The sequence below is a fragment of the Mycolicibacter senuensis genome (genome assembly GCF_003284925.1).
Classification (GTDB): Bacteria; Actinomycetota; Actinomycetes; order Mycobacteriales; family Mycobacteriaceae; genus Mycobacterium; species Mycobacterium algericum_A.
On sequence record NZ_QMEX01000016.1, the window covers coordinates 32,141 to 51,981 of the forward strand.

At 68.2% G+C, this 19,841-nt stretch carries 19 protein-coding genes; 8 read left to right on the plus strand and 11 right to left on the minus strand.

What is annotated here, in order from left to right:
• Nucleotide 1: 1 nt before the first annotated feature.
• A complete protein-coding gene (locus DQP56_RS07235; RefSeq protein WP_165824929.1) occupies nucleotides 2-1,903 on the minus strand; it encodes a 1-acyl-sn-glycerol-3-phosphate acyltransferase in 1,902 nt (633 codons plus the stop codon).
• The gene (locus DQP56_RS07240) at nucleotides 1,900-3,447 is read right to left on the minus strand and encodes a bifunctional HAD family hydrolase/lysophospholipid acyltransferase family protein (RefSeq protein WP_234825542.1); all 1,548 of its coding nucleotides are present in this window, start codon (nucleotides 3,445-3,447) and stop codon (nucleotides 1,900-1,902) included. Before DQP56_RS07240 ends, DQP56_RS07235 begins: the two co-directional genes overlap by 4 nt.
• 221 nt (nucleotides 3,448-3,668) lie before the next feature.
• On the opposite strand from DQP56_RS07240, the gene DQP56_RS25185 reads away from it, so the two are divergent.
• The 3 genes from DQP56_RS25185 to DQP56_RS07250 are packed head-to-tail and all read left to right on the plus strand — an operon-like array spanning nucleotide 3,669 to nucleotide 5,658.
• A complete protein-coding gene (locus tag DQP56_RS25185; RefSeq protein WP_234825543.1) occupies nucleotides 3,669-3,818 on the plus strand; it encodes a hypothetical protein in 150 nt (49 codons plus the stop codon).
• Entirely contained in the window at nucleotides 3,815-4,756 is a 942-nt protein-coding gene (locus tag DQP56_RS07245; protein WP_234825544.1) for an alpha/beta fold hydrolase, read from the plus strand. Before DQP56_RS25185 ends, DQP56_RS07245 begins: the two co-directional genes overlap by 4 nt.
• Before the next feature lie 8 nt (nucleotides 4,757-4,764).
• Nucleotides 4,765-5,658 (plus strand): alpha/beta hydrolase-fold protein, encoded by an 894-nt coding sequence (locus DQP56_RS07250; RefSeq protein WP_112684283.1) that lies wholly within the window; start codon nucleotides 4,765-4,767, stop codon nucleotides 5,656-5,658.
• A gap of 122 nt (nucleotides 5,659-5,780) precedes the next feature.
• Here the strand turns inward: DQP56_RS07250 and DQP56_RS07255 are convergent, their stop codons facing one another.
• Nucleotides 5,781-6,428 carry a L,D-transpeptidase family protein gene (locus DQP56_RS07255; RefSeq protein WP_112684300.1) on the minus strand — a complete coding sequence of 216 codons (648 nt, stop codon included), beginning with the start codon at nucleotides 6,426-6,428 and terminating at the stop codon, nucleotides 5,781-5,783.
• A 43-nt stretch (nucleotides 6,429-6,471) separates the two neighbouring features.
• Nucleotides 6,472-7,005 (minus strand): HAD family hydrolase, encoded by a 534-nt coding sequence (locus tag DQP56_RS07260; RefSeq protein WP_112684284.1) that lies wholly within the window; start codon nucleotides 7,003-7,005, stop codon nucleotides 6,472-6,474.
• A gap of 303 nt (nucleotides 7,006-7,308) precedes the next feature.
• Between DQP56_RS07260 and DQP56_RS07265 the strand changes: the two genes are divergently transcribed.
• Nucleotides 7,309-7,959 carry a response regulator gene (locus DQP56_RS07265; protein WP_112684285.1) on the plus strand — a complete coding sequence of 217 codons (651 nt, stop codon included), beginning with the start codon at nucleotides 7,309-7,311 and terminating at the stop codon, nucleotides 7,957-7,959.
• Nucleotides 7,956-9,242, plus strand: coding sequence for a GAF domain-containing sensor histidine kinase (locus tag DQP56_RS07270; RefSeq protein ID WP_112684286.1), 1,287 nt, complete (start codon nucleotides 7,956-7,958; stop codon nucleotides 9,240-9,242). The genes DQP56_RS07265 and DQP56_RS07270 overlap by 4 nt, the downstream gene beginning before the upstream one ends.
• Nucleotides 9,243-9,321: 79 nt before the next feature.
• Here DQP56_RS07270 and DQP56_RS07275 read toward each other — a convergent pair whose 3' ends face one another.
• From DQP56_RS07275 to secY, 4 genes are read right to left on the minus strand one after another with little or no spacing between them, the layout of a single operon-like run.
• The gene (locus DQP56_RS07275) at nucleotides 9,322-9,828 is read right to left on the minus strand and encodes a MarR family winged helix-turn-helix transcriptional regulator (RefSeq protein WP_013830225.1); all 507 of its coding nucleotides are present in this window, start codon (nucleotides 9,826-9,828) and stop codon (nucleotides 9,322-9,324) included.
• Between the two features lie 55 nt (nucleotides 9,829-9,883).
• Nucleotides 9,884-10,672, minus strand: coding sequence for a type I methionyl aminopeptidase (gene map / locus DQP56_RS07280; RefSeq protein ID WP_112684287.1), 789 nt, complete (start codon nucleotides 10,670-10,672; stop codon nucleotides 9,884-9,886).
• The gene (locus DQP56_RS07285; RefSeq protein ID WP_112684288.1) at nucleotides 10,673-11,224 is read right to left on the minus strand and encodes an adenylate kinase; all 552 of its coding nucleotides are present in this window, start codon (nucleotides 11,222-11,224) and stop codon (nucleotides 10,673-10,675) included.
• A complete protein-coding gene (gene secY, locus DQP56_RS07290) occupies nucleotides 11,221-12,552 on the minus strand; it encodes a preprotein translocase subunit SecY (RefSeq protein WP_112684289.1) in 1,332 nt (443 codons plus the stop codon). The genes DQP56_RS07285 and secY overlap by 4 nt, the downstream gene beginning before the upstream one ends.
• Before the next feature lie 310 nt (nucleotides 12,553-12,862).
• Here secY and DQP56_RS07295 point away from each other — a divergent pair, with 310 nt between their 5' ends.
• Both DQP56_RS07295 and DQP56_RS07300 read left to right on the plus strand, forming a co-directional pair.
• Nucleotides 12,863-13,819, plus strand: coding sequence for a class I SAM-dependent methyltransferase (locus DQP56_RS07295; protein ID WP_112684290.1), 957 nt, complete (start codon nucleotides 12,863-12,865; stop codon nucleotides 13,817-13,819).
• The gene (locus DQP56_RS07300; protein ID WP_112684291.1) at nucleotides 13,819-14,745 is read left to right on the plus strand and encodes a class I SAM-dependent methyltransferase; all 927 of its coding nucleotides are present in this window, start codon (nucleotides 13,819-13,821) and stop codon (nucleotides 14,743-14,745) included. Before DQP56_RS07295 ends, DQP56_RS07300 begins: the two co-directional genes overlap by 1 nt.
• Before the next feature lie 2 nt (nucleotides 14,746-14,747).
• Here DQP56_RS07300 and DQP56_RS07305 read toward each other — a convergent pair whose 3' ends face one another.
• Entirely contained in the window at nucleotides 14,748-16,172 is a 1,425-nt protein-coding gene (locus DQP56_RS07305; RefSeq protein ID WP_112684301.1) for an alkaline phosphatase family protein, read from the minus strand.
• 139 nt (nucleotides 16,173-16,311) lie between these two features.
• Here DQP56_RS07305 and DQP56_RS07310 point away from each other — a divergent pair, with 139 nt between their 5' ends.
• Nucleotides 16,312-17,544 carry a serine hydrolase domain-containing protein gene (locus DQP56_RS07310; RefSeq protein ID WP_112684292.1) on the plus strand — a complete coding sequence of 411 codons (1,233 nt, stop codon included), beginning with the start codon at nucleotides 16,312-16,314 and terminating at the stop codon, nucleotides 17,542-17,544.
• A gap of 11 nt (nucleotides 17,545-17,555) precedes the next feature.
• Here the strand turns inward: DQP56_RS07310 and DQP56_RS07315 are convergent, their stop codons facing one another.
• Nucleotides 17,556-17,861, minus strand: coding sequence for a DUF732 domain-containing protein (locus DQP56_RS07315; RefSeq protein WP_205868815.1), 306 nt, complete (start codon nucleotides 17,859-17,861; stop codon nucleotides 17,556-17,558).
• Between the two features lie 87 nt (nucleotides 17,862-17,948).
• Complete coding sequence (gene sppA, locus DQP56_RS07320) at nucleotides 17,949-19,721, minus strand: signal peptide peptidase SppA (protein ID WP_112684294.1); 1,773 nt, start codon at nucleotides 19,719-19,721, stop codon at nucleotides 17,949-17,951.
• Nucleotides 19,722-19,841 lie beyond the last annotated feature (120 nt).

The following is a 19,841-nucleotide window of genomic DNA, read 5'->3' on the forward strand; positions in this document are numbered from 1 at the left end:
GTCACAAGCCTCCTCGTCGCAGGGGTTCGGTTGGTTTCCGATAAAGCGTCACATCCGGCCTCGTTCTCTCGCGTCGCATCCGGCCCAGCTCACTGATCGACTGCTGCAGCTCATCGAGCTCTCCCACCAAGAAAGCTCTGCGGTCTGTGATTTCGTCCAGCCCGCCCTCGGTGTCGAGAAGCCCGCGATGGCGTGCCATCTTCACCGCGGTCGCGAACATCTCCGCCGACACCGATTCCTCGGTGATGCGGTGCTGTAGCGACCATTGCCGCCCCAGCCGAAGGCACCGCATGAGCAATTCCTGTTCCCGCAGCTGGCGATCCGGTCCGAGGGTCAGCAGTTCCTCGGCCACCACGCGATAGGCGTCGACGAATGGCCGAAGCACCAGATGAGCGACCAGCAGGTCACTGTCTTCCAGCAGCCGCGCGGCCTGGACGGCATCGACCGGACTAGCCGGGTCGGGTTCGCGTCCGGTCATAATGGCGAACTCGTTCCACAGCTCCTCGGCGAACCCGGCGCGGCCGGCGAAGAAGAAGTCGAACTTGAGCAGATCACGTGCCGCCAGGGCCCTTTCCCAGCCGGTGCGTTTGGTGGCTCCCGGTGTCCGCACGATGGCCAGCAAGGCCAGTTCGGCGATCGCCCTCATCACCAGGACATGGATCGCGCTGTTGCGATAGACCCCGGCGATCAGATGCTGATCGGCGCCCATGCCCCACACCGTCTTGGGCCCACCGCGGTAGCAGGTCAATACCCCGGAGCCGACCAGATCGTGCAGTGTCTGGGTCACAGTTGCACGATCAGTGAGGTTGGCGCCGCCGGCGACCTGCCAGCCGCGGGCACGCAGGTAGCCTGCCAGCGGTGCGACCGTGGCGCACACCTCGTCAAGGGTCAGGGCACGATCTTCCCCCAGCATCGCGACACACACCGCGGCCGTCGCCGTCACCGGCGTGGCCTGGTTGAGGCGGTGGCAGACCTCCAGTGCGATGCGCTCGACCACCTGTCTGCCGGACAATCCCTCGTCACGAAGGGCGCCCATCCGCTCGTATAACGGGACCGGCGCCCCGAAGTCGATGTAGATCCGTCCCAGCCGATGCCGCAGGCCACGCGCGTAGCTGAGCAGCCAGCGTACGTTCTCGGGCTTCTTGGGAAGCCCGCGCGACTCCGACGTCATCAATTTGACTTCGTGTAACGGCAACTGGTCGAAGAGGATTGATACGGGAACGGCAAGAGCAGACCGCGACTGCAGAGATTCGACTGCGTCGGTCACGTAGCGCAACAGCCCGTATCGGGGAGGCCGCAGCTTGCCGCTGCGGGTCCGGCCCCCTTCGATGGACCACGCCAGGTTGCGGCCACGGGCCACGATCTGGCCGACCAGGGCACGCAACGCCAACCGGTACACCGGAATGTCTGCCGTCGCACGCCGCAATGGGATGAATCCGTTGCGCCGGGCCAACATGCCCAGCGGAAAGAAGTTGAGGTTTGCGCCGGCAAGCCCGAAGGTCGGTGATATACCGGCCTGCGTCAGGCGAAGGGGGAAGGAGAACTGGTCCAGGTAGGAGCGGTGCGAGATCAAGAAGATCAGGGCGTGGTCGCGGTGGAGTTCGCGCAGTTCGGCCAGATCGTCGTCATCGACGACTACCCGGAACCCTCGGAGCATCCACGCGGACCACACTTGCCAGGCTCGCACCACGAACGGAACGTGGGTGGCCGCCATCTCGTGCACGTAGCCGGCCGCCTCGGCCCGCACATCGGCCACATCGCGACCCAGTCGTGCTGCCAATTGCGCTGCGGCCCGAAGGAATTCATCGGAGTTCAACAGTGCTTCAGCCTGTTCCCGCGACCTCGCGGTGACAGACTCGTCGACTCGGAGCAGTCGCGCCAAACGATCCGGCAGCACGGTCATGGTCGCCTGTTCGCCCTGGCCTGCACGATCGCCTCCGACCATGCCTTCCCGGCGTCGCCGCCCGGCCAATCGTCGAGAGTGTCGATGTAGAGCTGACGCATGCGGGCCACCCACTCGTCAAGCTCGCGGCGAGACCAACCGGCGGTGGGTACCGGCTCGTGCACGACAACCTCGATGGTGCCTTCCTGCGCGATTTTCGCGTGCCGCCACATGATTTCGCCCGCATTGCGGATGACGATCGGGACGATCGGAACGCCCGCGTCGCGGGCCAGGTGAAACCCGCCCTTCTTGAACTCACCGATTCGCGGACTGAACGAGCGCGTGCCCTCCGGCGACATGGCGATTGACACCCCGGCGCGCAGCTTGTCCACCGCGGGTTGCATCGCCGAGATCGCTTTCGACGTGTCGGAACGGTCCACGAATGCGACATCGGCCAGCGCCAATAGCGGTCCGAGCAGCGGAATCTGCTTGACTTCCGCCTTGGCCACCAGGGTGAATCCGCGTTGGATGACCCTCGAGGCGACCAGCGCGTCGATCAGCGTGCTCTGGTGGTTGACGAAGAAAACCGCCGGGCGGCGCGCGGTGTGCCTCTGCCCGATGACCTCAAACCCGATATTGCCCACACGTGAGCCGACCCGACCGAACACGGACGTGGTCAGGTCCATTCCACCCCGACTGTCCCTGGTCAGGGCCCCGACGACTGCGCCGGCGCCCACGGCTGTCACAAAGCTGCCGTACAACGCCGCCGTCCGGGCCAGCGCCACCGGATGCAGTTGGGTGCGGTTGGCTGGCAACCGCAGGACATCCCAACCGCGCTCGCCGGCACAGCGCGCCAGCGCCGGCGCCGGGTTGACCGGATGCGGAAACCCGACCGCGTCGAGCAGTGACACGTCTTCCCCGCCGTCAGCGTAGGCGTGGCTGGCGTTCAGCGTGATCCCCTTGCACCGGGCGAAGTTTTGGACCGCTGAGAGTTTTTCCGCACCCCACAGCGGCCGGCCGGCCAAACGGCCGGTGAGCACGCCGTCGCGAGTCTCCAGCTCGGTGCACAGCATGTGACCGATACCCAGTTCGCGGGCCGTCGGCGCAGCCTGGTCCCGGGTCGCCGAAGTCGCGATGACCACGGTGTGGCCGCGGTTCTGGTGGGCTCGCACCAGCCGCCAGGCGCCGTGAAACAGTGCGCCGGCAAGGTGCTGGGCGAACAATTGCTCGCCGAGTGCCATCAGCTCGTTCTCGGTGCGACCCGCCCAGCCGCGGATTTCTTGCAGCATGAGATCGGTGAACGCGTCTTCGTCGAGCGGCCCGGCGGGCGCTACTCGCAGCGTGCGCATCAACTCGTCCAGTTCGAAGTTGCGCGCGCGGTGGCTATACCGAGATCTGATCGAATGTGCCGCGATCAGTGTCCCATCGAAGTCGAAGAAGGCGGCCACCTTTGGCCCGCCGGGCCCCGCTTTGATCCCGGCAATGATGTCGTCGACCCCGATCACCGAAGGCGCGGCCACACCACCGCTCATCGCAGTGGTACCCGCGTCAACGCGGGCCCGCACACCACGCCACCCCGTGGTGTTTCGGGTGATCTGCCACAAGTTTCATTCCAGCTCCTCGCTGCCTCGGCAGGTCTCACTATGGAGCGTCGACGCGGCGGGGCCAAGAGCACGGGGGCGAAATACCTCCATCGCAGAGCAAGTACCACCCTATGTGGTGAGGCGGCGCGAGAGACCGCTCGGCCAGACTCGCTATACCGGCTCAACGCATGAAGGGGCAGCGAATGCAGATCCCAGCCGTGGTCGGCCGGCCGGCCGACGTGGGCGCATCGGATCAGCGCGGTGTGACCCCCAAATACCGGGCCCAGCGCCAACGGCGTCGTCGGGCCAGCGGCGGGACCACCGAAGCCCTACCGGCACCGGGACATCGGTGAACATACCGAGTTCGCGGAATGCCACCCTGGTCTCGGCGCTGCTGGCCGGCAGCGCGGTCGCGGCGGCAGCCAGGATCGCGCGGCGGGCCGACGACGGGCCGCGTTCGGCCCTGCCCGCACTGGACTTGAGTGCCGGCCACCGCGCCGGTAGCGGAACTCCGCTGCTACTGCTGCACGGCATCACCGCGATCTGGCGTGTGTGGTCCCCCGTGCTGCCGCATCTGGAGCCGCACCACGACGTGATTGCGCTGACGCTGCCGGGCCACGCCGGTGGCCCTGCGTTGGGCGGGCGGGTCGGGCCACCGGTTGACGCGCTTGCCGACGGCATCGAAGCTGAGCTCGGCCGGCTGGGCCTGCAGCGGGTGCACGTGGTCGGAAATTCCCTGGGCGGGTGGCTGAGTATCGAGCTGGCGCGCCGCAACCGGGCGCGTTCCCTGGTGTTGTTCAGCCCGGCAGGGGCCTGGGTGTCCCAGCGCCGGATCGAGACGCTCGCTGCCACGATCCGGGGCTCCGCCAGTGTCCTCAGTCGCTGCGCGGGGCGCGCCGACAGCATCGCTTCCAACGGCGCGCTGCGCCGGCTGCTGTTGGCTTCCCAGGTCGCCCATCCTGATCGCGTCGCCCCCGAGATATTGGCGGCACTAATCCGGGCCAACGCCGAAGCCCCCGCCGTCGCGTCGCTGGCCCGAGCCCTGCCACGACATCAGGTCAAGCTGTTGCCGGCCGACCGGGACTATCCGGTGCGGGTCGTCTGGGCAGAGCGCGACCGGGTGTTGCCGTTCAAGCACTTCGGTGTCCCGATGCTGACGCGGCTCCCGGGCGCGGAGTCGGTGTGGCTGCGTGGGGTCGGACATGTCCCGATGTCCGACGACCCCGCAGCGGTGGCCGCGCTGATCCGAGAAGTCACCGCCGAGGTCGACCGAACCGCGGCTTCGAGATGAGGTGGGTAATGAAAAGTTTTGTCATGATGTTGCGGCCGGTGTTCGCCGCCGTGTTGGCACTGACGATCTGGGGCGCTACCTCTGCGACCAGTACAGCCCAGGCCGACGTCGAGACCCTGATGGTGCCGTCGGCGGCGATGGGCCGCGACATCCCGGTGGCGTTCCGGGGCGGCGGGTCGCATGCCGTGTACCTGTTGGATGCGTTCGACGCCGGCCCCGATATCAGCAACTGGGTCACCGCCGGCAACGCGATGAACACCCTTGGTGGTAAGGGAGTCTCGGTGGCAGCGCCCGCGGGCGGTGCGTACAGCATGTACACAGACTGGGAACGCGACGGCTCCAAGCAGTGGGAAACCTTCTTGTCCACGGAACTGCCGGACTGGTTGGCCACCAACAAGGGCCTGGCACCGGGTGGCCACGCCGTGGTCGGCGCCGCGCAGGGCGGCTACGCCGCCGTGGCGCTGGCCGCGTTTCACCCCGACCGATTCCGTTACGCCGGCTCGATGTCCGGTTTTCTCTACCCCTCTCAGACCGCAATGACCGGCGCGATCAACGCCGGCATGGCGCAGTTCGGTGGCGTCAACTCCGATGACATGTGGGGGATGCCCCAGTTGGGGCGATGGAAGTGGCGTGACCCGTACGCGCATGCGGCCTTGCTCGCGCAGAACAACGCCCGGTTGTGGGTTTTCAGCCCGCAAACCCTGACCGCCAGCAACCCGGCCGCGATGCTCGGAGTCGCCGACCAGGCGCAGGGTAGCAACCGGATGTTCTTGGCCCAATACCGCAGCGTCGGCGGGAGCAACGGGCACTTCGACTTCCCCGTCAGCGGTGACCACGGCTGGTCGACCTGGGGCTCGCAGCTCGGTGCGATGTCCGGCGACCTAATCTCTACCATCCGGTAGCGCAGACCCACGCGCTCGCGCCTGGGGCAGTCATGCCGCGGCGATCTACGCCGAGTTCGCCGCCGAGCACGGCGCGCAGGACTTCAGCGCGGTGATCAACCTGCTGCGGGAGAGCTGAGCGGCTACTTCGCGATTGCCATCACCGCGCCCGGCCTCAGCCAGCCGATGATCCTCACCAGCGTGGCGTCATCGATCGCTACGCAGCCCGCCGTCGGCCCGCCGTCGGTGCTGTGGAAGAAGTAGGCGGAGCCGTCACCGGGTGTGCGAGTTTTATTGACGCCGATGACCACCGCATGCCGGTACTGCGGGATGTTGAGGTTCTCACTGGCCGCCGTGTTGAACGGGCACTGGGCTTTCTTGCAGACCTGCATGGTGTTGTAGGTCGGGCTGTTGGAGTCGCTGTCCCACCAGTGGTCGGATCCGACCTGCACATACGGCAGGCCGCCGCCGGGGTTCGGCGCGGTGCCAAACGCCGAATCGAGCGTGTAGAACCCCATCGGGGTCGACGGCTCGCCTTCTTTGGTTTGCGGGGTGATGCCCGCCGAGCCGACATACGCCGGAATCCCGGCCGCGACCGGTTCCCAGCCCGCGGCAGTCCGCTGATAGACATCGATCTTTGCGGTCGAATGGCCTACTCCGACAACCGAAACCACCTGGGTGGCGTTGCCGACCGCATTGCCGAACCATGGTTCGACGACTGCCGCGGCCGGTGGCGCGGTCACGCCCATCGCACACAGCGCTGTGCACAGCAGAACTACCAGTCGACGCACCACGTCATGGTCGGTGACCGCTGCCGTCAGCGTCAAATAGTGATCAGCCTGCTTCGCGGCAGCTGAAGCGGGCCACCACCCGCTGCGCCTGCAGCTCCCGACAGCCGTTGGCCGACAACCCGTCGTAGCCGCCGGTGTCGGCGAAGATCGCCGGCAGGCCGATGGCCGCGGCGGTCCGGGCACCGGCCTCGGATCCGGCGATCACCAGCGACTCACCGGCGACAATGCCCAGCTCCCACAGCGCCAGCCGGTAGAGCTCGGCGTCACCGGAGGGACCGATGAGGTCCTCGGCGGTCACGATGGTCTCGGTCATGCCGTCCCCGATCAGTTCCCGCACCCGGGCCTGCACCGCGTCGCGCGGTCCGGCGCCGACCACGGCCACCCAGAGACCATTGGCGAACAGGCTCAGCACCAGGTCCACCAGCCCGGAGCGGGGCTCGCCGTCGGCGTCGGCAAGGGCGTCGATGTCGAAGATCACCGCTTGCAGGGGGTACACCTCGGCATCGGGGTGCACCTGGTCCCACCAGAACGGGCGGCCGGCACTGGTCCATGTCGCGAGCTCGGTTGTGATCTGCATAACAGCAGGATGCCGAAGATCGGCTCGGTCGTCCTCCCCCATCCGGGGGAACCGTCCGGGTAATCGCCGGAGGGTCTGAGCGGGGGCACTGAACCGGCTGAGTTTTTCGTCGGTCCACCGCCCTCCGGGTCGGCTCCGCCGAGCCTCGCCGAACCGCCGAGCCAATGCGGCGGCCCCGGCGTCGGCTCACCTCCACCGCCCCTTCGGGCCGGCTCCGCCGAGCCTCGCCGAACCGCCGAGCCAATGCGGCGGCCCCGGCGTCGGCTCACCTCCACCGCCCCTCCGGGGCCTTATTGTCTTGCTATGCCCGTGCGACTGGTCCTCGTCGACGATCACGAGATGGTGATCGAGGGCCTGCGTGCCATGCTCACCGCGTTCTCCGACCGCATCGAGGTCGTCGGGCAGGCGATCAGCGCCGAACAGGCCCTCGCCGTGGTCGCCGACACCGATCCCGACATCGTGCTGTGCGATGTGCGGATGCGCGGTGAGAGCGGCTTGGACCTGTGCCTGGCGCTGCGCGAACGCGATCCGGAACGCAAGATCGTGATGCTGTCGGTCTATGACGACGAGCAGTACCTGTTCGAAGCGCTGCGGGTCGGTGCGAGCGGCTACCTGCTCAAGAGCATCAGCAGCGACGACCTGGTGCACCAGATCGAGTTGGCCCATCGCGGCGAGACGGTGATCGATCCGGGCCTGGCCGCCCGGGCGGCCGGCACCGCGGCGCGACTGCAACGCGACGAGTTCTGGCCGGGCGCTCGCCAGGGCCTGACCCAGCGGGAGAGCGAGATCCTGGCCTGCATGGTCAGCGGACTGTCCAACCGGGGCATCGCCACCAAACTGGTGATCGGCGACGAGACCGTCAAGAGCCATCTTCGCTCCATCTACCGCAAGCTGGGGGTGTCCGACCGCACCGGCGCGGTGGCCACCGCATTGCGCGAGGGCATCTACCGGTGAGTGCCGCCGGCAACAACCGGTCCCGCGCCCGCAAGCGGGGCGCGGTACGCGATTTCCGTGATTTCGTCGATGCCAACCACGAGCTGGCGCTGCTGCGGGAGCTCATCCAGGCCGCTTCCAGCGGACCGGGGGTGGAACCGCTGGCCGCCGCGGCGGCCCGGATGATCACCGCGGCCACCGGCACCGACGTCTGCTTTGTGCACGTCCTCGATGACACCGAACGCTCGCTGACCCTGACCGGCGCCACCCCGCCGTTCGACACCGAAGTGGGGAAGATCCGGCTGCCCCTGGGATCCGGGGTGTCGGGCTGGGTCGCCCGCCACCGCGAGCCGGTGGTGATCAGCGACGACAAGGAGTCCGACCCGCGCTATCTGCCGATCGAGTCGCTGCGCGGGCGCGAGTTCACCTCGATGGTGTCGGTGCCGATGGAGACCGATCCGGGCGGGCTGGTGGGCGTGCTCAACGTGCACACCGTGGAGCGCCGCGACTTCACCCCCGGCGACGTCGAATTGCTGCGGGTGATCGGCCGGCTGATCGCCGGCGCCATGCACCAGGCCCGGCTGCACCGGCAACTGGTGGCCCGGGAACGTGCCCACGAGCTGTTCGTCGAGCAGGTGATCGAGGCGCAGGAGATCGAGCGGCGCCGACTGGCCGGCGACATCCACGACGGCATCTCGCAGCGACTGGTGACCCTGTCCTACCGACTGGATGCGGCCGCTCGGGCGGTCGGCAACGACCCGGACGAGGCGTCGCAGCAACTGGAGGCCGCCCGGGAGCTGGCCGGGCTGACACTGCAGGAGACCCGGGTGGCGATCAGCGGGCTGCGGCCGCCGGTGCTCGACGACCTGGGCCTGTCTGGCGGGCTGGCCAGCCTGGCCCAGTCGATACCGCAACTCAACATCGAGCTGGATCTGGCCGAGATCCGGCTGCCCGAGCACATCGAGCTGGCGCTGTACCGGATCGCGCAGGAGGGCCTGCAGAACGTCGTCAAGCACGCCGCCGCGACGACGGTCCGGCTGAGATTCACGGTGACCGCCGACCTCGATGTCGCGCGGCTGGAGATCGTGGACGACGGCGTGGGTTTCGACACCTTCGAGCACCCGGTCGGCGGCGATGACATGGGCGGCTACGGGGTGTTGTCGATGGCCGAGCGCGCCGAGCTGGTAGGCGGCCGGCTCAACATCCGCTCGCGCCCCGGTGCGGGCACCGCCGTCACCGCCACCATCCCGGTGCCGTCCCCCTCCGCGCGAGCGGGCGCGTCCCCGGCCGACACACCGGACTGATCACCGGGATTGCGCACCCTCGCGCCCGAAAAAACGCATCCCGGACCACCCCGGAACACCAAGTACGCCACTACGCCCGTCAGAAATCCCCGGCGTTGCGCCGCAGCGTCTCGATCGCCGACGACAGCATCCGCGACTCCTGCCCCGACATCCCGATGTCGGAGAACACCTCGCTGTTGAGGCTGGCCGTCGCGTCGGCCACCGTCGAGCGGCCCGCGTCGGTGATCGACACCAGCGTGGTGCGGCCGTCGGTGGGGTGCGGCAGCCGCTCCACCAAGCCGGCGGCCTCCAATCGCCGGATCGCGTGCGTGACGCTGGTGACGTGGACCTGCAGCCGGTCGGAGGCCTTGGTGATCGGCAGTGCCCCGGACCGGCTGAACGCCAGCAGCCGCAGCAGCTCGAATCGGGAGAAACTCAGGTCGTAGGGCCGCAGCGTCGCCTCCACCCGCGCCAGCAGAATCTGATGCGCCCGCATCACCGACGTCACCGCCACCATCCCGTCGGCGACCTCGCCCCAGCCGGCCCGCTCCCAATTGGCGCGGGCCAGCGCGATCGGGTCGGCATCATCGGGAGGGTGGAAGTCCACGCCCGTTCTTATCACTTTTGGCTGCGACCGCGTGGGAACTGACGTGTTCGGACCGCTAGGCCACGGTCAGGATCCGCGGCCCGTCATCGGTGACCGCCACGGTGTGTTCCCAGTGCGCCGCGCGGGAACTGTCGGTGGTGACGACCGTCCACTCGTCGTCGAGCACCACGGTCTGGTCGGTGCCCAACGTCAGCATCGGCTCGATCGCCAGCACCGACCCGGCCACCAGCAGCGGTCCGCGGCCCGGCGCCCCTTCGTTGGGCAGGAACGGGTCCATGTGCATCTGGCGGCCGATGCCGTGCCCGCCGTAGCCGGCCACGATGCCGAACGAGCGGCGGAACTCAGCCGAGGCCGCGCGCGCCCCGGTCTCGATGGCATGGGAGACATCGCTGAGCCGGTTGCCGGGAACCATCGCGGCGATCCCGGCCCCCAGCGCCTTGCGGGTTGCCGCCGACAGGTCCTCGTCGGCCTGCGCCAGCTTCCCGACCCCGAAGGTGATCGCCGCATCGCCGTGCCAGCCGTCCAGAATCGCACCGCAGTCGATGGAGACCAGGTCACCTGGCTCGAGCACCTCGGTCGACGACGGGATGCCGTGCACCACCCGATCGTTCACCGAACTGCAGATCGAGGCGGGAAAGCCGTGATAGCCCAGGAACGATGGCGTCGCACCCGCGTCCCGGATCACCGATTCGGCGATCTCGTCCAACTGCAGGGTCGAGGTACCCGCCACGGCGGCCTCACGCACCGCGGCCAGTGCCGCAGCCACGACGGCGCCTGCCGCGGCCATCGCGTCGAGCTCCCCCGGGCTGCGATGCGGCACCCGCCGCTTCGGCAGTCCGATCACTTAGCGTCCCAGCGCCTTCAGCAGCCGGCCGAAGACCTCGTCGACGGTGCCGAGCGCATCCACGACATGCAGCTCGTGCTCGTGCTGGTAGAAGTCCAGCAGCGGCGCGGTCTCCTCGCGGTAGACGATCATCCGGTTGTGGATGACCTCGGCGGTGTCGTCGGCGCGGCCCCGCTCCCGCAACCGGGCGAGCAACTCGTCCTCGCTGACCCGCAGCTCCAGCACCGCGTCCAGCTTGGTGTTGCGCTCCTCGAGCATGTCGTGCAGCGCCTGGGCCTGTTCCACCGACCGGGGAAAGCCGTCGAGGATGAACCCCTTGGCGGCGTCTTCGGCGTCGATGCGGTCGGCGACCAGCGCGTTGGTCAGCTCGGAGGGCACCAGGTCACCGGCGTCCAGGTACGCCTTGGCCTTGCGGCCCAGTTCGGTGCCCTGGGCAATGTTGTTGCGGAACAGATCGCCGGTGGAGATCTGCGGGACACCCAGCTCTTCGGCCAGTTTGACGGCCTGCGTGCCCTTGCCCGCCCCGGGCGGTCCCAGCAGGATGACTCTCACTTGAGGAACCCTTCGTAGTTGCGCTGCATGAGCTGGCTCTCGATCTGCTTGACCGTGTCAAGGCCGACACCGATCATGATCAGCACCGCGGTTCCGCCGAACGGCAGGTTCTGCACCGTCCCGGAGTTGCCCATCTGCAGGAACAGGTTGGGCAGCACGGAGATCACACCCAGGTAGATCGAGCCCGGCAGCGTGATCCGGTTGAGCACGAAGCGCAGGTAGTCCGCGGTCGGGCGTCCCGGCCGGATCCCCGGAATGAACCCGCCGAACTTCTTCATCTCATCGGCGCGCTCGTCGGGGTTGAACGTGATCGACACGTAGAAGTACGTGAAGAAGATGATCAGGCCGAAGTACACGCCGATGTAGACCAGGTTGGACGGATCCGACAGGTAGGTGCTGACGGCCTTGTCCCACCAGCTGTTGCCGACACCGCCACTGCCGCTGCGGACCAGCTGGGTGACCAGCTGAGGGATATAGATCAGCGACGAGGCGAAGATGACCGGGATGACGCCGGCCTGGTTGACCTTGAGCGGCAGGTACGTCGAGGTGCCGCCGTACATGCGCCGGCCGACCATGCGCTTGGCGTACTGCACCGGGATGCGGCGCTGCCCCTGCTCGACGAAGACCACACCGACGACGATGACCAGCGCGGCCAGGCAGACCATGGTGAAGACCAGGCCGCCGCGGGAGTCCAGGATGGTCTTGCCCTCGATCGGGATACGAGCGGCGATACCGACGAAGATCAGCAGCGACATGCCGTTGCCGATGCCGCGCTCGGTGATCAGCTCACCGAGCCACATCACCAGCACCGCGCCGGCGGTCATCACCATCACGATGACGACCAGGGTGAAGATGCTGTGGTCGGCGATGATGTCGTGGCGCAGGCTGCAGCTCTGCAGCAGCCCGCCATTGGCGGCCAGCGCCACGATGGACGTCGCCTGCAGCACGGCCAGTGCGACCGTCAGATAGCGGGTGTACTGCGTCATCTTGTTCTGGCCGGACTGGCCCTCTTTGCGCAGCTCCTCGAAGCGCGGGATGACCACCGTCAACAGCTGCACGATGATGCTGGCGGTGATGTAGGGCATCACGCCGATGGCGAACACCGTCAGTTGCAGCAGCGCGCCGCCGGAGAACAGGTTGATCAGCGAGTAGACCTGCGCCGCGTCGCCGCCGCTGACCTCCTTGATGCACTGCTGCACGTTCTGGTAGTCGACGCCGGGCGACGGGATGGCCGCTCCGAGCCGGTAGATGATGATGATGCCCAGCGCGAACAGGATCTTGCGCCGTAGGTCGACCGTCCGCAGTGATGAGATGAAAGCCGAGAACACTCTTCTCCTCCTGCGCAGCCGAGGTCCGGTCGCGGCGTGCCATTGGGCTGGTTTCTTCCGGCCCGTGTTAGTCCTGGGGTGGTCCTGCGCTTTCGCGTCGACGCGCCGACCGGTCATGATGCGGCCACACGTGTCTTCAGGCGCGTCAGCAGTCTACGAGACTAACAGCTCAGCGCCGCGGGCCGGGCAGCCGCAGGGACACCCGCCTGCCAGCGGAAGACCAGCGAACCGGCGTACAGTCATCGATAGCTCATTAAATACGCTAACTAACTATCGGGTCGTGTTCCCGGCCCAGATTAGGAGTCTTGCGATGGCACGAACCGGCCGATTTCCTGGAGACACCTGGGACCTGGCCTCCAGCGTGGGCGCCACCGCGACCATGGTAGCGGTGGGCCGCGCGGTGGCCAGCCGCGGAAACGGCATCGACCGGCCGCTGATCAGCGATCCCTACGCCGAGCCGCTGGTTCGCGCGGTGGGCGTGGACTTGTTCAGCAAGCTCGCCAGCGGCGAGCTCAGCCCGGCCGACTTCGACGACGGCGAGGCCGAAGACGGGGCGACGATGCTGTCCCGGATGTCGGACAACATGGCGGTGCGCACCCGGTTCTTCGACGAGTTCTTTTTGCAGGCCGCGGCCGACGGTATCCGGCAGGCCGTCATCCTGGCGTCCGGGCTCGACGCCCGCGCCTACCGGCTCGACTGGCCGGCCGGCACCACCGTCTTCGAGATCGACCAGCCCGACGTGATCGAGTTCAAGACCCGGGTGCTGGCCGCCCAGGGCGCCGAGCCGGCCGCCGATCGCCGGCCGGTCGCCGTCGACCTGCGTGACGACTGGCCCGCCGCGCTGCGGGCGGCGGGTTTCGACCCGTCCGCGGCGACCGCCTGGAGCGCCGAGGGCCTGCTGGCCTACCTGCCCGCCGACGCCCAGGACCGGCTGCTGGACACCGTCACCGCACTGTCGGCGCCGGGCAGCCGGTTCGCCGTCGAATGCACCCCGCCGCTGGACCCGTCCGACGAGGACACCGCGCGCAAGCGGATGCGGGAGGCCGCGGAGCGGATGCGCAGCCGCGGCCTGGATCTGGACCTCACCGAGCTGGTCTACTTCGGTGATCGCAATGCGGCCCCCGGCTACCTCGCCGAGCGCGGCTGGCGTCTCGACAGCCGCACCATCAACGAGCTGTTCGCCGCGCACGGACTCCCCCAGCTCGAGGAGGCCGACAGCTACGGCGGGCTGACCTACGTCACCGCGATCCTGGAAGGAGGACACTGATGACACGCAGCGGCGGCGCACGATCACCTGGGGACAGCTGGGACCTGGCGTCCAGCGTGGGCACCACCGCCACCATGGTCGCGGTCGGCCGCGCGCTGGCCAGCCGGCAACCCGACGCGCTGATCGACGACCCGTTCGCCGCGCCGCTGGTGCGCGCGGTGGGGATCGAGTTCTTCAACCGGCTGCTCGATGGTGAGCTGGAACCGGCGGTCGCCGAGGACGCCCACGCCACCGCCGGGCCGATGACCGAGGTGATGGCGGTGCGCACCCGGTTCTTCGACGACTTCTTCCTGCAGGCCGCGGCCGCCGGCATCCGGCAAGTGGTCATCCTGGCCGCCGGACTGGATTCGCGGGCCTATCGGCTGGGGTGGCCGGACGACAGCGTCGTCTACGAGATCGACCAGCCGGAGGTAATCGAGTTCAAGTCCCGAACCCTGGCCGAGCTCGGCGCCGAGCCGACCGCGGAGCGCCGGACAGTCGCCGTCGACCTGCGCGACGATTGGCCGGACGCGTTGCGCCGCAGCGGATTCGACGAGACAAAGCCGACCGCGTGGAGCGCCGAGGGCCTGCTCATCTATCTGCCCCCGGAGGCGCAGGATCGGCTGTTCGACAACATCACCGCGCTCAGCGCGCCCGGCAGCCGGCTGGCCACCGAATACCACCCCGACGGCGCGGCGGCGCTCACCGATTCGAATCAGTCGGTGGGCCGGCGCTTCGCCGACCAGGGCCTGGACCTGGACATGGCCGACTTGGTCTTCGCCGGCGAGCGGCGACCCGCCGGCGACTACCTGGTCGAACATGGGTGGCAGGTCAACGGTCGCACCCGGACCGAAGTCTTCGCCGCCTATGGCCGCAGCTTCCCCGACGAAGCGGAAATCGTTGCGGGATTGCGCAATTCGGTGGCGATCGAGGCGATTCGCAGCTAGCGCTAGGCTACGTCGAAGTCCGGCAGCGCCAGGTCGGGCGCCGCGAAGCCGTGGTCGCCACCGAGCAGTCCCCACACGTCGCTGAAATCCGCGGAGCCGGCCGGCGGCAGCGGCGGGTCGGTCGGTGCGATAACGCCCGATCCGGTCAGGTAGGCGATACCCCGGGCCAGCGTGTCGGTGGTATCCACCACCAGGCCACCGGTGAATTGGACGACCTGCTGGAGGAATTCGGCCAGTCCGCTGACCAAGAAGATGTCCTGGTCGACGATCGACTGTAGGAATTTGTCGATTTCGGTGACGACGAGGTTGAGCCCGTAGGGGATGGAGGTGACGATCGTCCGGATCCCCAACATGATGTCGTTGCCGATGTTCGGGTAGCCATACATCGCTATCGCGTCGGTGAGCGCCTGTTTGAGGTCCACGGGCGAGACGACGCCGTTGAGGACGGTCGGGTCAAACGCCATCGAGACACCGTCGAAATCCGAGCGCATCGGGACCCCGAACAGCGACAGGATCGTGGGCGTGATGTCGGCGATGGAGTAGTTCAGATTCTGGCTGCCGTCGGTGGCGTGATCGCCGGCCTGATCGAAGATGACGAACTGCGTCGTCTCATTCGGCGACTGGAAGCCATGACCGAAGCCCAGCGACTGCTGGTGGCCGTGGTCGGTGGTGATGAGAATCGACCAGTCGTCGCCGGTGATCGCCTTGACCGCGGCTATCGCGTCCAGGATCTCCTTGATGTTGGCTCCGGTATTCACCACGGCCTGCGCATACTCGGCCGAACCGCCCCCGAAGCTGTGCCCGGCCTCGTCCACTTGCACCTGGTAGGAGAACAGGAAGTTCGAGATGTCATCGGGGTTGTTCGCAGTGGCCATGATCTGGGCGATGGTCTGCGCGGTGACCTGCGCGTCGGTGGTGGCCCAGTCGTCCTGGAACGGGACGAAGATGTTGTGGTCCACCGGGTGGCCGCCCGCGCCGGCGATGCCGTTGATGTAGTCCCAGTCGGCGATCACCGAAGTGTTGACCTCCGGCTTGTAGTACTCGAGCATGTTGAACACCGTCGGCCACTTGTCGTACGGCTCGGGCCGGAACAGGTTGTTGACCACACCGTGCTTGTCGTCCCAGACCCCGGTGAGAATCGTCGACCACGACGGCCCGGAGATCGTGGTGTGGTTCACCTCGGTCGCCGCGCCGGTGATGCCCTGGTCCATCGCGATCTTGAACCCGCTGTCGTCGTTGTAGGTGTACTCCAGGATCTTGGACAGGTTGGTGCCGTCCACCCCGATCAGCAGCACGTGCTCGGCGGCCAGCCACCAGTCCAGCGCTGCGGGGCCCACATGACCGATCGGCACGCCGACCGCGGCCCCCGTTCCGGCGACCACACTCGCGAGGGCGGTACCGCACACAAACTGCTTGATTGATGTCACGATCGATTCCCTCATCGAAGTTCCGCCCAATAGCGGCGACACTAGCAGGACACCCAGGGAAAACTCAGATTTCCTTACTATGGTGCTAACTTTTTCTATATCGGCGGTGAAGAAAAGCCGGTCCGGTATAACTGCATCGATGGTGCTCAAAGTCAAGGTGTCGCCCGATCTGATCGACGGGGACGTCGACGAGGGCTACGGCAAGATCGCCGACGCGTTCCGCGCCAACTTCGCCGGCGGCCGCGAGGTGGGTGCCGCGGTCTCGGTATACCGCGACGGCGTCAAGGTGGTCGACCTGTGGGGCGGCTACCGCGACGGCGTCACCATGGCGTGCTGGCAGCGCGACACCATGGTCAACGTCTTCTCGACCACCAAGGGTGTCGCCGCCCTGGCCGTGGCATTGGCGGTCTCGCGTGGACTGTTCGGCTATGACGACAAGGTGGCCGACCACTGGCCGGAGTTCGCCCAGGCCGGCAAGGGCGAAATCACCGTCCGCGAGCTGCTCGGTCATCAGGCCGGCTTGTGTGTGCTCAAGCCGGTGCCGTCCCTCGCCGACGTCGCCGACCCTCAGCGGCTGGCACCGATACTCGCCGCCCAGCGGCCGGTCTGGCCGCCCGGCACCCGGCACGGCTATCACGCGATCACACTGGGCTGGTATGAGTCCGAGCTGATCCGTCGCACCGACCCGGCCGGCCGCACCCTGGGCCGGTTCCTCGCCGACGAGATCGCCATGCCCCTCGGCTTGGACTTCTGTATCGGACTGCCGAAATCGGTGTCGCGCCAGCGCGTGGCGCTGTTGCACCACTGGAAGCGGGCGGAGGGGCTGCTGCACCTCAAGGCGATGCCGATGCGGCTGGTGGCCGCGTCGTTCAATCCGGTCGGCTTGCTGACCCGAGCGGGGTGCCTGCCGAGCAATGTCACCCCGTGGGACGGGGACTACAACCGTGACGACGTGCGTGCGATCGAGATCCCCTCGGCCAACGGAATCGGCACCGCATCGTCGATCGCATGCCTTTATGGTGCTGCGGCAACCGCACATCCGGCGCTGCCGCTGAGCGCACCGGTGCGCGATGCGCTCGCCGCGATGCCGGCGTCACCAAGCCGCGGTGAACGCGACAAAGTGCTGGGGGTCAAGGTCCGCTTCTCGCTGGGGCTGTCCAAACCGGGGTTCGGCGGCGTCTTCGGTTCCTCGGATGCCGCTTATGGCACACCGGGTCTGGGCGGGTCTTTCGGCTTCGCCGATCCCGATACCGGTATCGGTTTCTCCTACGTGATGAACCGCCTGGGATTTCACCTCTACAGCGATCCGCGCGAGCTCGCGCTGCGCCGCGCGCTGTTCTGCGACGTGCTGGGTGCCAGACCGCAGACCTGACCGCAGGGTGCCTACATGTGCTCCGGGCAGTAGTGCGCGGTCGAGATGGCGGCGAACTCCCCCGCCTTCTGGATGGTGAAGCCGGGGTTGGTGGCCTGCACCGCGACGACGGTGTCCATCGGGGACAGCCCGGCGTCCATCAGTTGGCACACGGCGCGGCCGGCCGACACCGCGGCCTGGTCGTTTCCGGAGTGGCTGAGCCCGGCGCCGGTCAGGGTGGCGAGGAACTGCCCGTCGACACCGGTGGGTGCGGCGTGGGCAGGCGCCGCGAGGCCGACCATCGCGCTCAGACCCGCCAGCAGCAGTAACCGTTTCATGCTCCCCAGCATGGGCGGCACTCGTTAAGCGCGCGTTACCGAGCTTTTACTGTCGCGGAAGCAAAATGTTGAATCTGTGTTACGCGCTCACCAGCGCGATTCGCCCAGCCACAGCACCTGGGCGCCGTTGACCGACCGCCCCGCCTGCTCGACGATCCCGGTCAGCGACCGCACCAGCAGCGCCCCGACCGCCTCCGACAGCGCCGCCGCCGGCTGCGACGACGGACGCGGCCGGACGAACTCCCACAGTGATGAGCCGGGATAGCGCACCGTGCGGACCTGCGCGTCGGGGTCGAGCCCGGCCAGCACCTTGGCGCGCCGCACCGCGGTGCGCAGTCCGCCCAGCTCGTCGACGAGGCCGCGTTCGGCGGCGTCGGCGCCGGTCCACACCCGCCCCCGGGCCACCGCGTCGACCGCCTCGGTGGACAGCTTGCGGCCTTCGGCGACCCGCGCCACGAAGTCGGTGTAGAACAGGTCGGCTTCGGTCTCGACTTGTCCCTGCTGTTCGGCGGTGAACGGGGCGTTGATCGACCAGGCGTCGGCGTTGGCACCGGTGCGCACGGTGTCGGTGCCGACTCCCAGGCGGTCCTTGAGCTCGCGGGCGACCAACTTGCCGGTCACCACGCCGATCGACCCGGTGATGGTGCCCGGGTTGGCCACGATGGCGTCGGCGCCCGCCGAGATGTAGTAGCCGCCGGATGCGGCGACCGCGCCCATCGAGGCGACCAGCGGTTTGCCGGCGTCCCGGGCCTGCTGCACCGCGCGCCAGATGGTTTCCGAGCCGGTGACCGAACCGCCCGGGCTGTCCACCCGCAGCACGATCGCGGCGACGTCGTCGTCGGCGGCGGCCTCGCGCAGGGCGGCGGCGATCGTGTCGCCGCCGACACTGCGGTTGCCAAAGGGCGACAGCTGCGGTCCGCCGGAGCCGCTGACGATCGGCCCGGCCACCGTCACCACGGCGATCGCCGGCTTGGGTTTGCGTCCGGGCAGGCCCGGCCGGGCCCCCTCGGCGGTGGCGTTCGCGTAGCGCGACAGGTACAGCCGAGGCGGCGCGTCGTCATCGTCGGCACCTGAGATTCCTTCGGCGCCAACGAGTTCAGCGATGCGGTCGTAGGCCTCGTCGCGAAAACCGATCCGGTCGATCAGGCCCGCCCCGATCGCGTCGTCACGCAGCAACGGCGCCCGGTCGGCCAGCTCGTCGACGACGCCGCCGTCCAGATTCCGAGATTCGGCGACGGCCCGGCGCACCTGCGCGTGCAGGCTTTCCACCAGCGCGGTGTCGGCCTCGCGGTGCGCGTCGGTGTAGGAATCCTGGGTGAACAGGTTGGCCGCCGACTTGTATTCGCCGCGGGCGACGAACTGCGCTTCGATGCCGGCCTTGTCCAGGGCGGTGCGCAGGAACGTCGCATTGGTGGCGAAGCCGATCAGTCCGAGCGTCCCCGAGGGTTGCATCCACACCTCGCCGAACGCCGACGCCAGGTAGTAGGACAGGGTGCCCGGGTAGGTCTCCGCCCACGCCAGCGACGGCTTGACCGCGGTGAAGTCGGCGATCGCGGCCCGAAGCTCCTGGACCGGGCCGGCAGCCGCGGACGAAAGCTGCACCCGCGCGATCAGTCCGGCGACTCGCGGGTCTGCGGCCGCGCGGTGGATCGCACCCACCACGTCACGCAGCACCGGCGGCTGGCTTCCGGAACGGAGCAGCGCCAGCGGGTCGAAGCCGCCGGTCTCGTGCGGCAACGACTGCAGGTCGAGTTCGAGCACGACACCGTTGGGCACGCCGTGGTGCCGGGCGGTGTCGATACGACGGGCCACGCCACGCAAGTCATCCAGGCCGGGCACCCCGGGCAGCAGGGAGAACATGGATTTCAGCCTACCGGCGTGGCCTCGCTCCGTTTCTCAAGCTCGGGCCCGCTACCCCACGAGGCTTCCGGGGGCGCCGGCACCTCCCGCGCCGCCCGTGCTTCCGCTGGGTGCACTCCC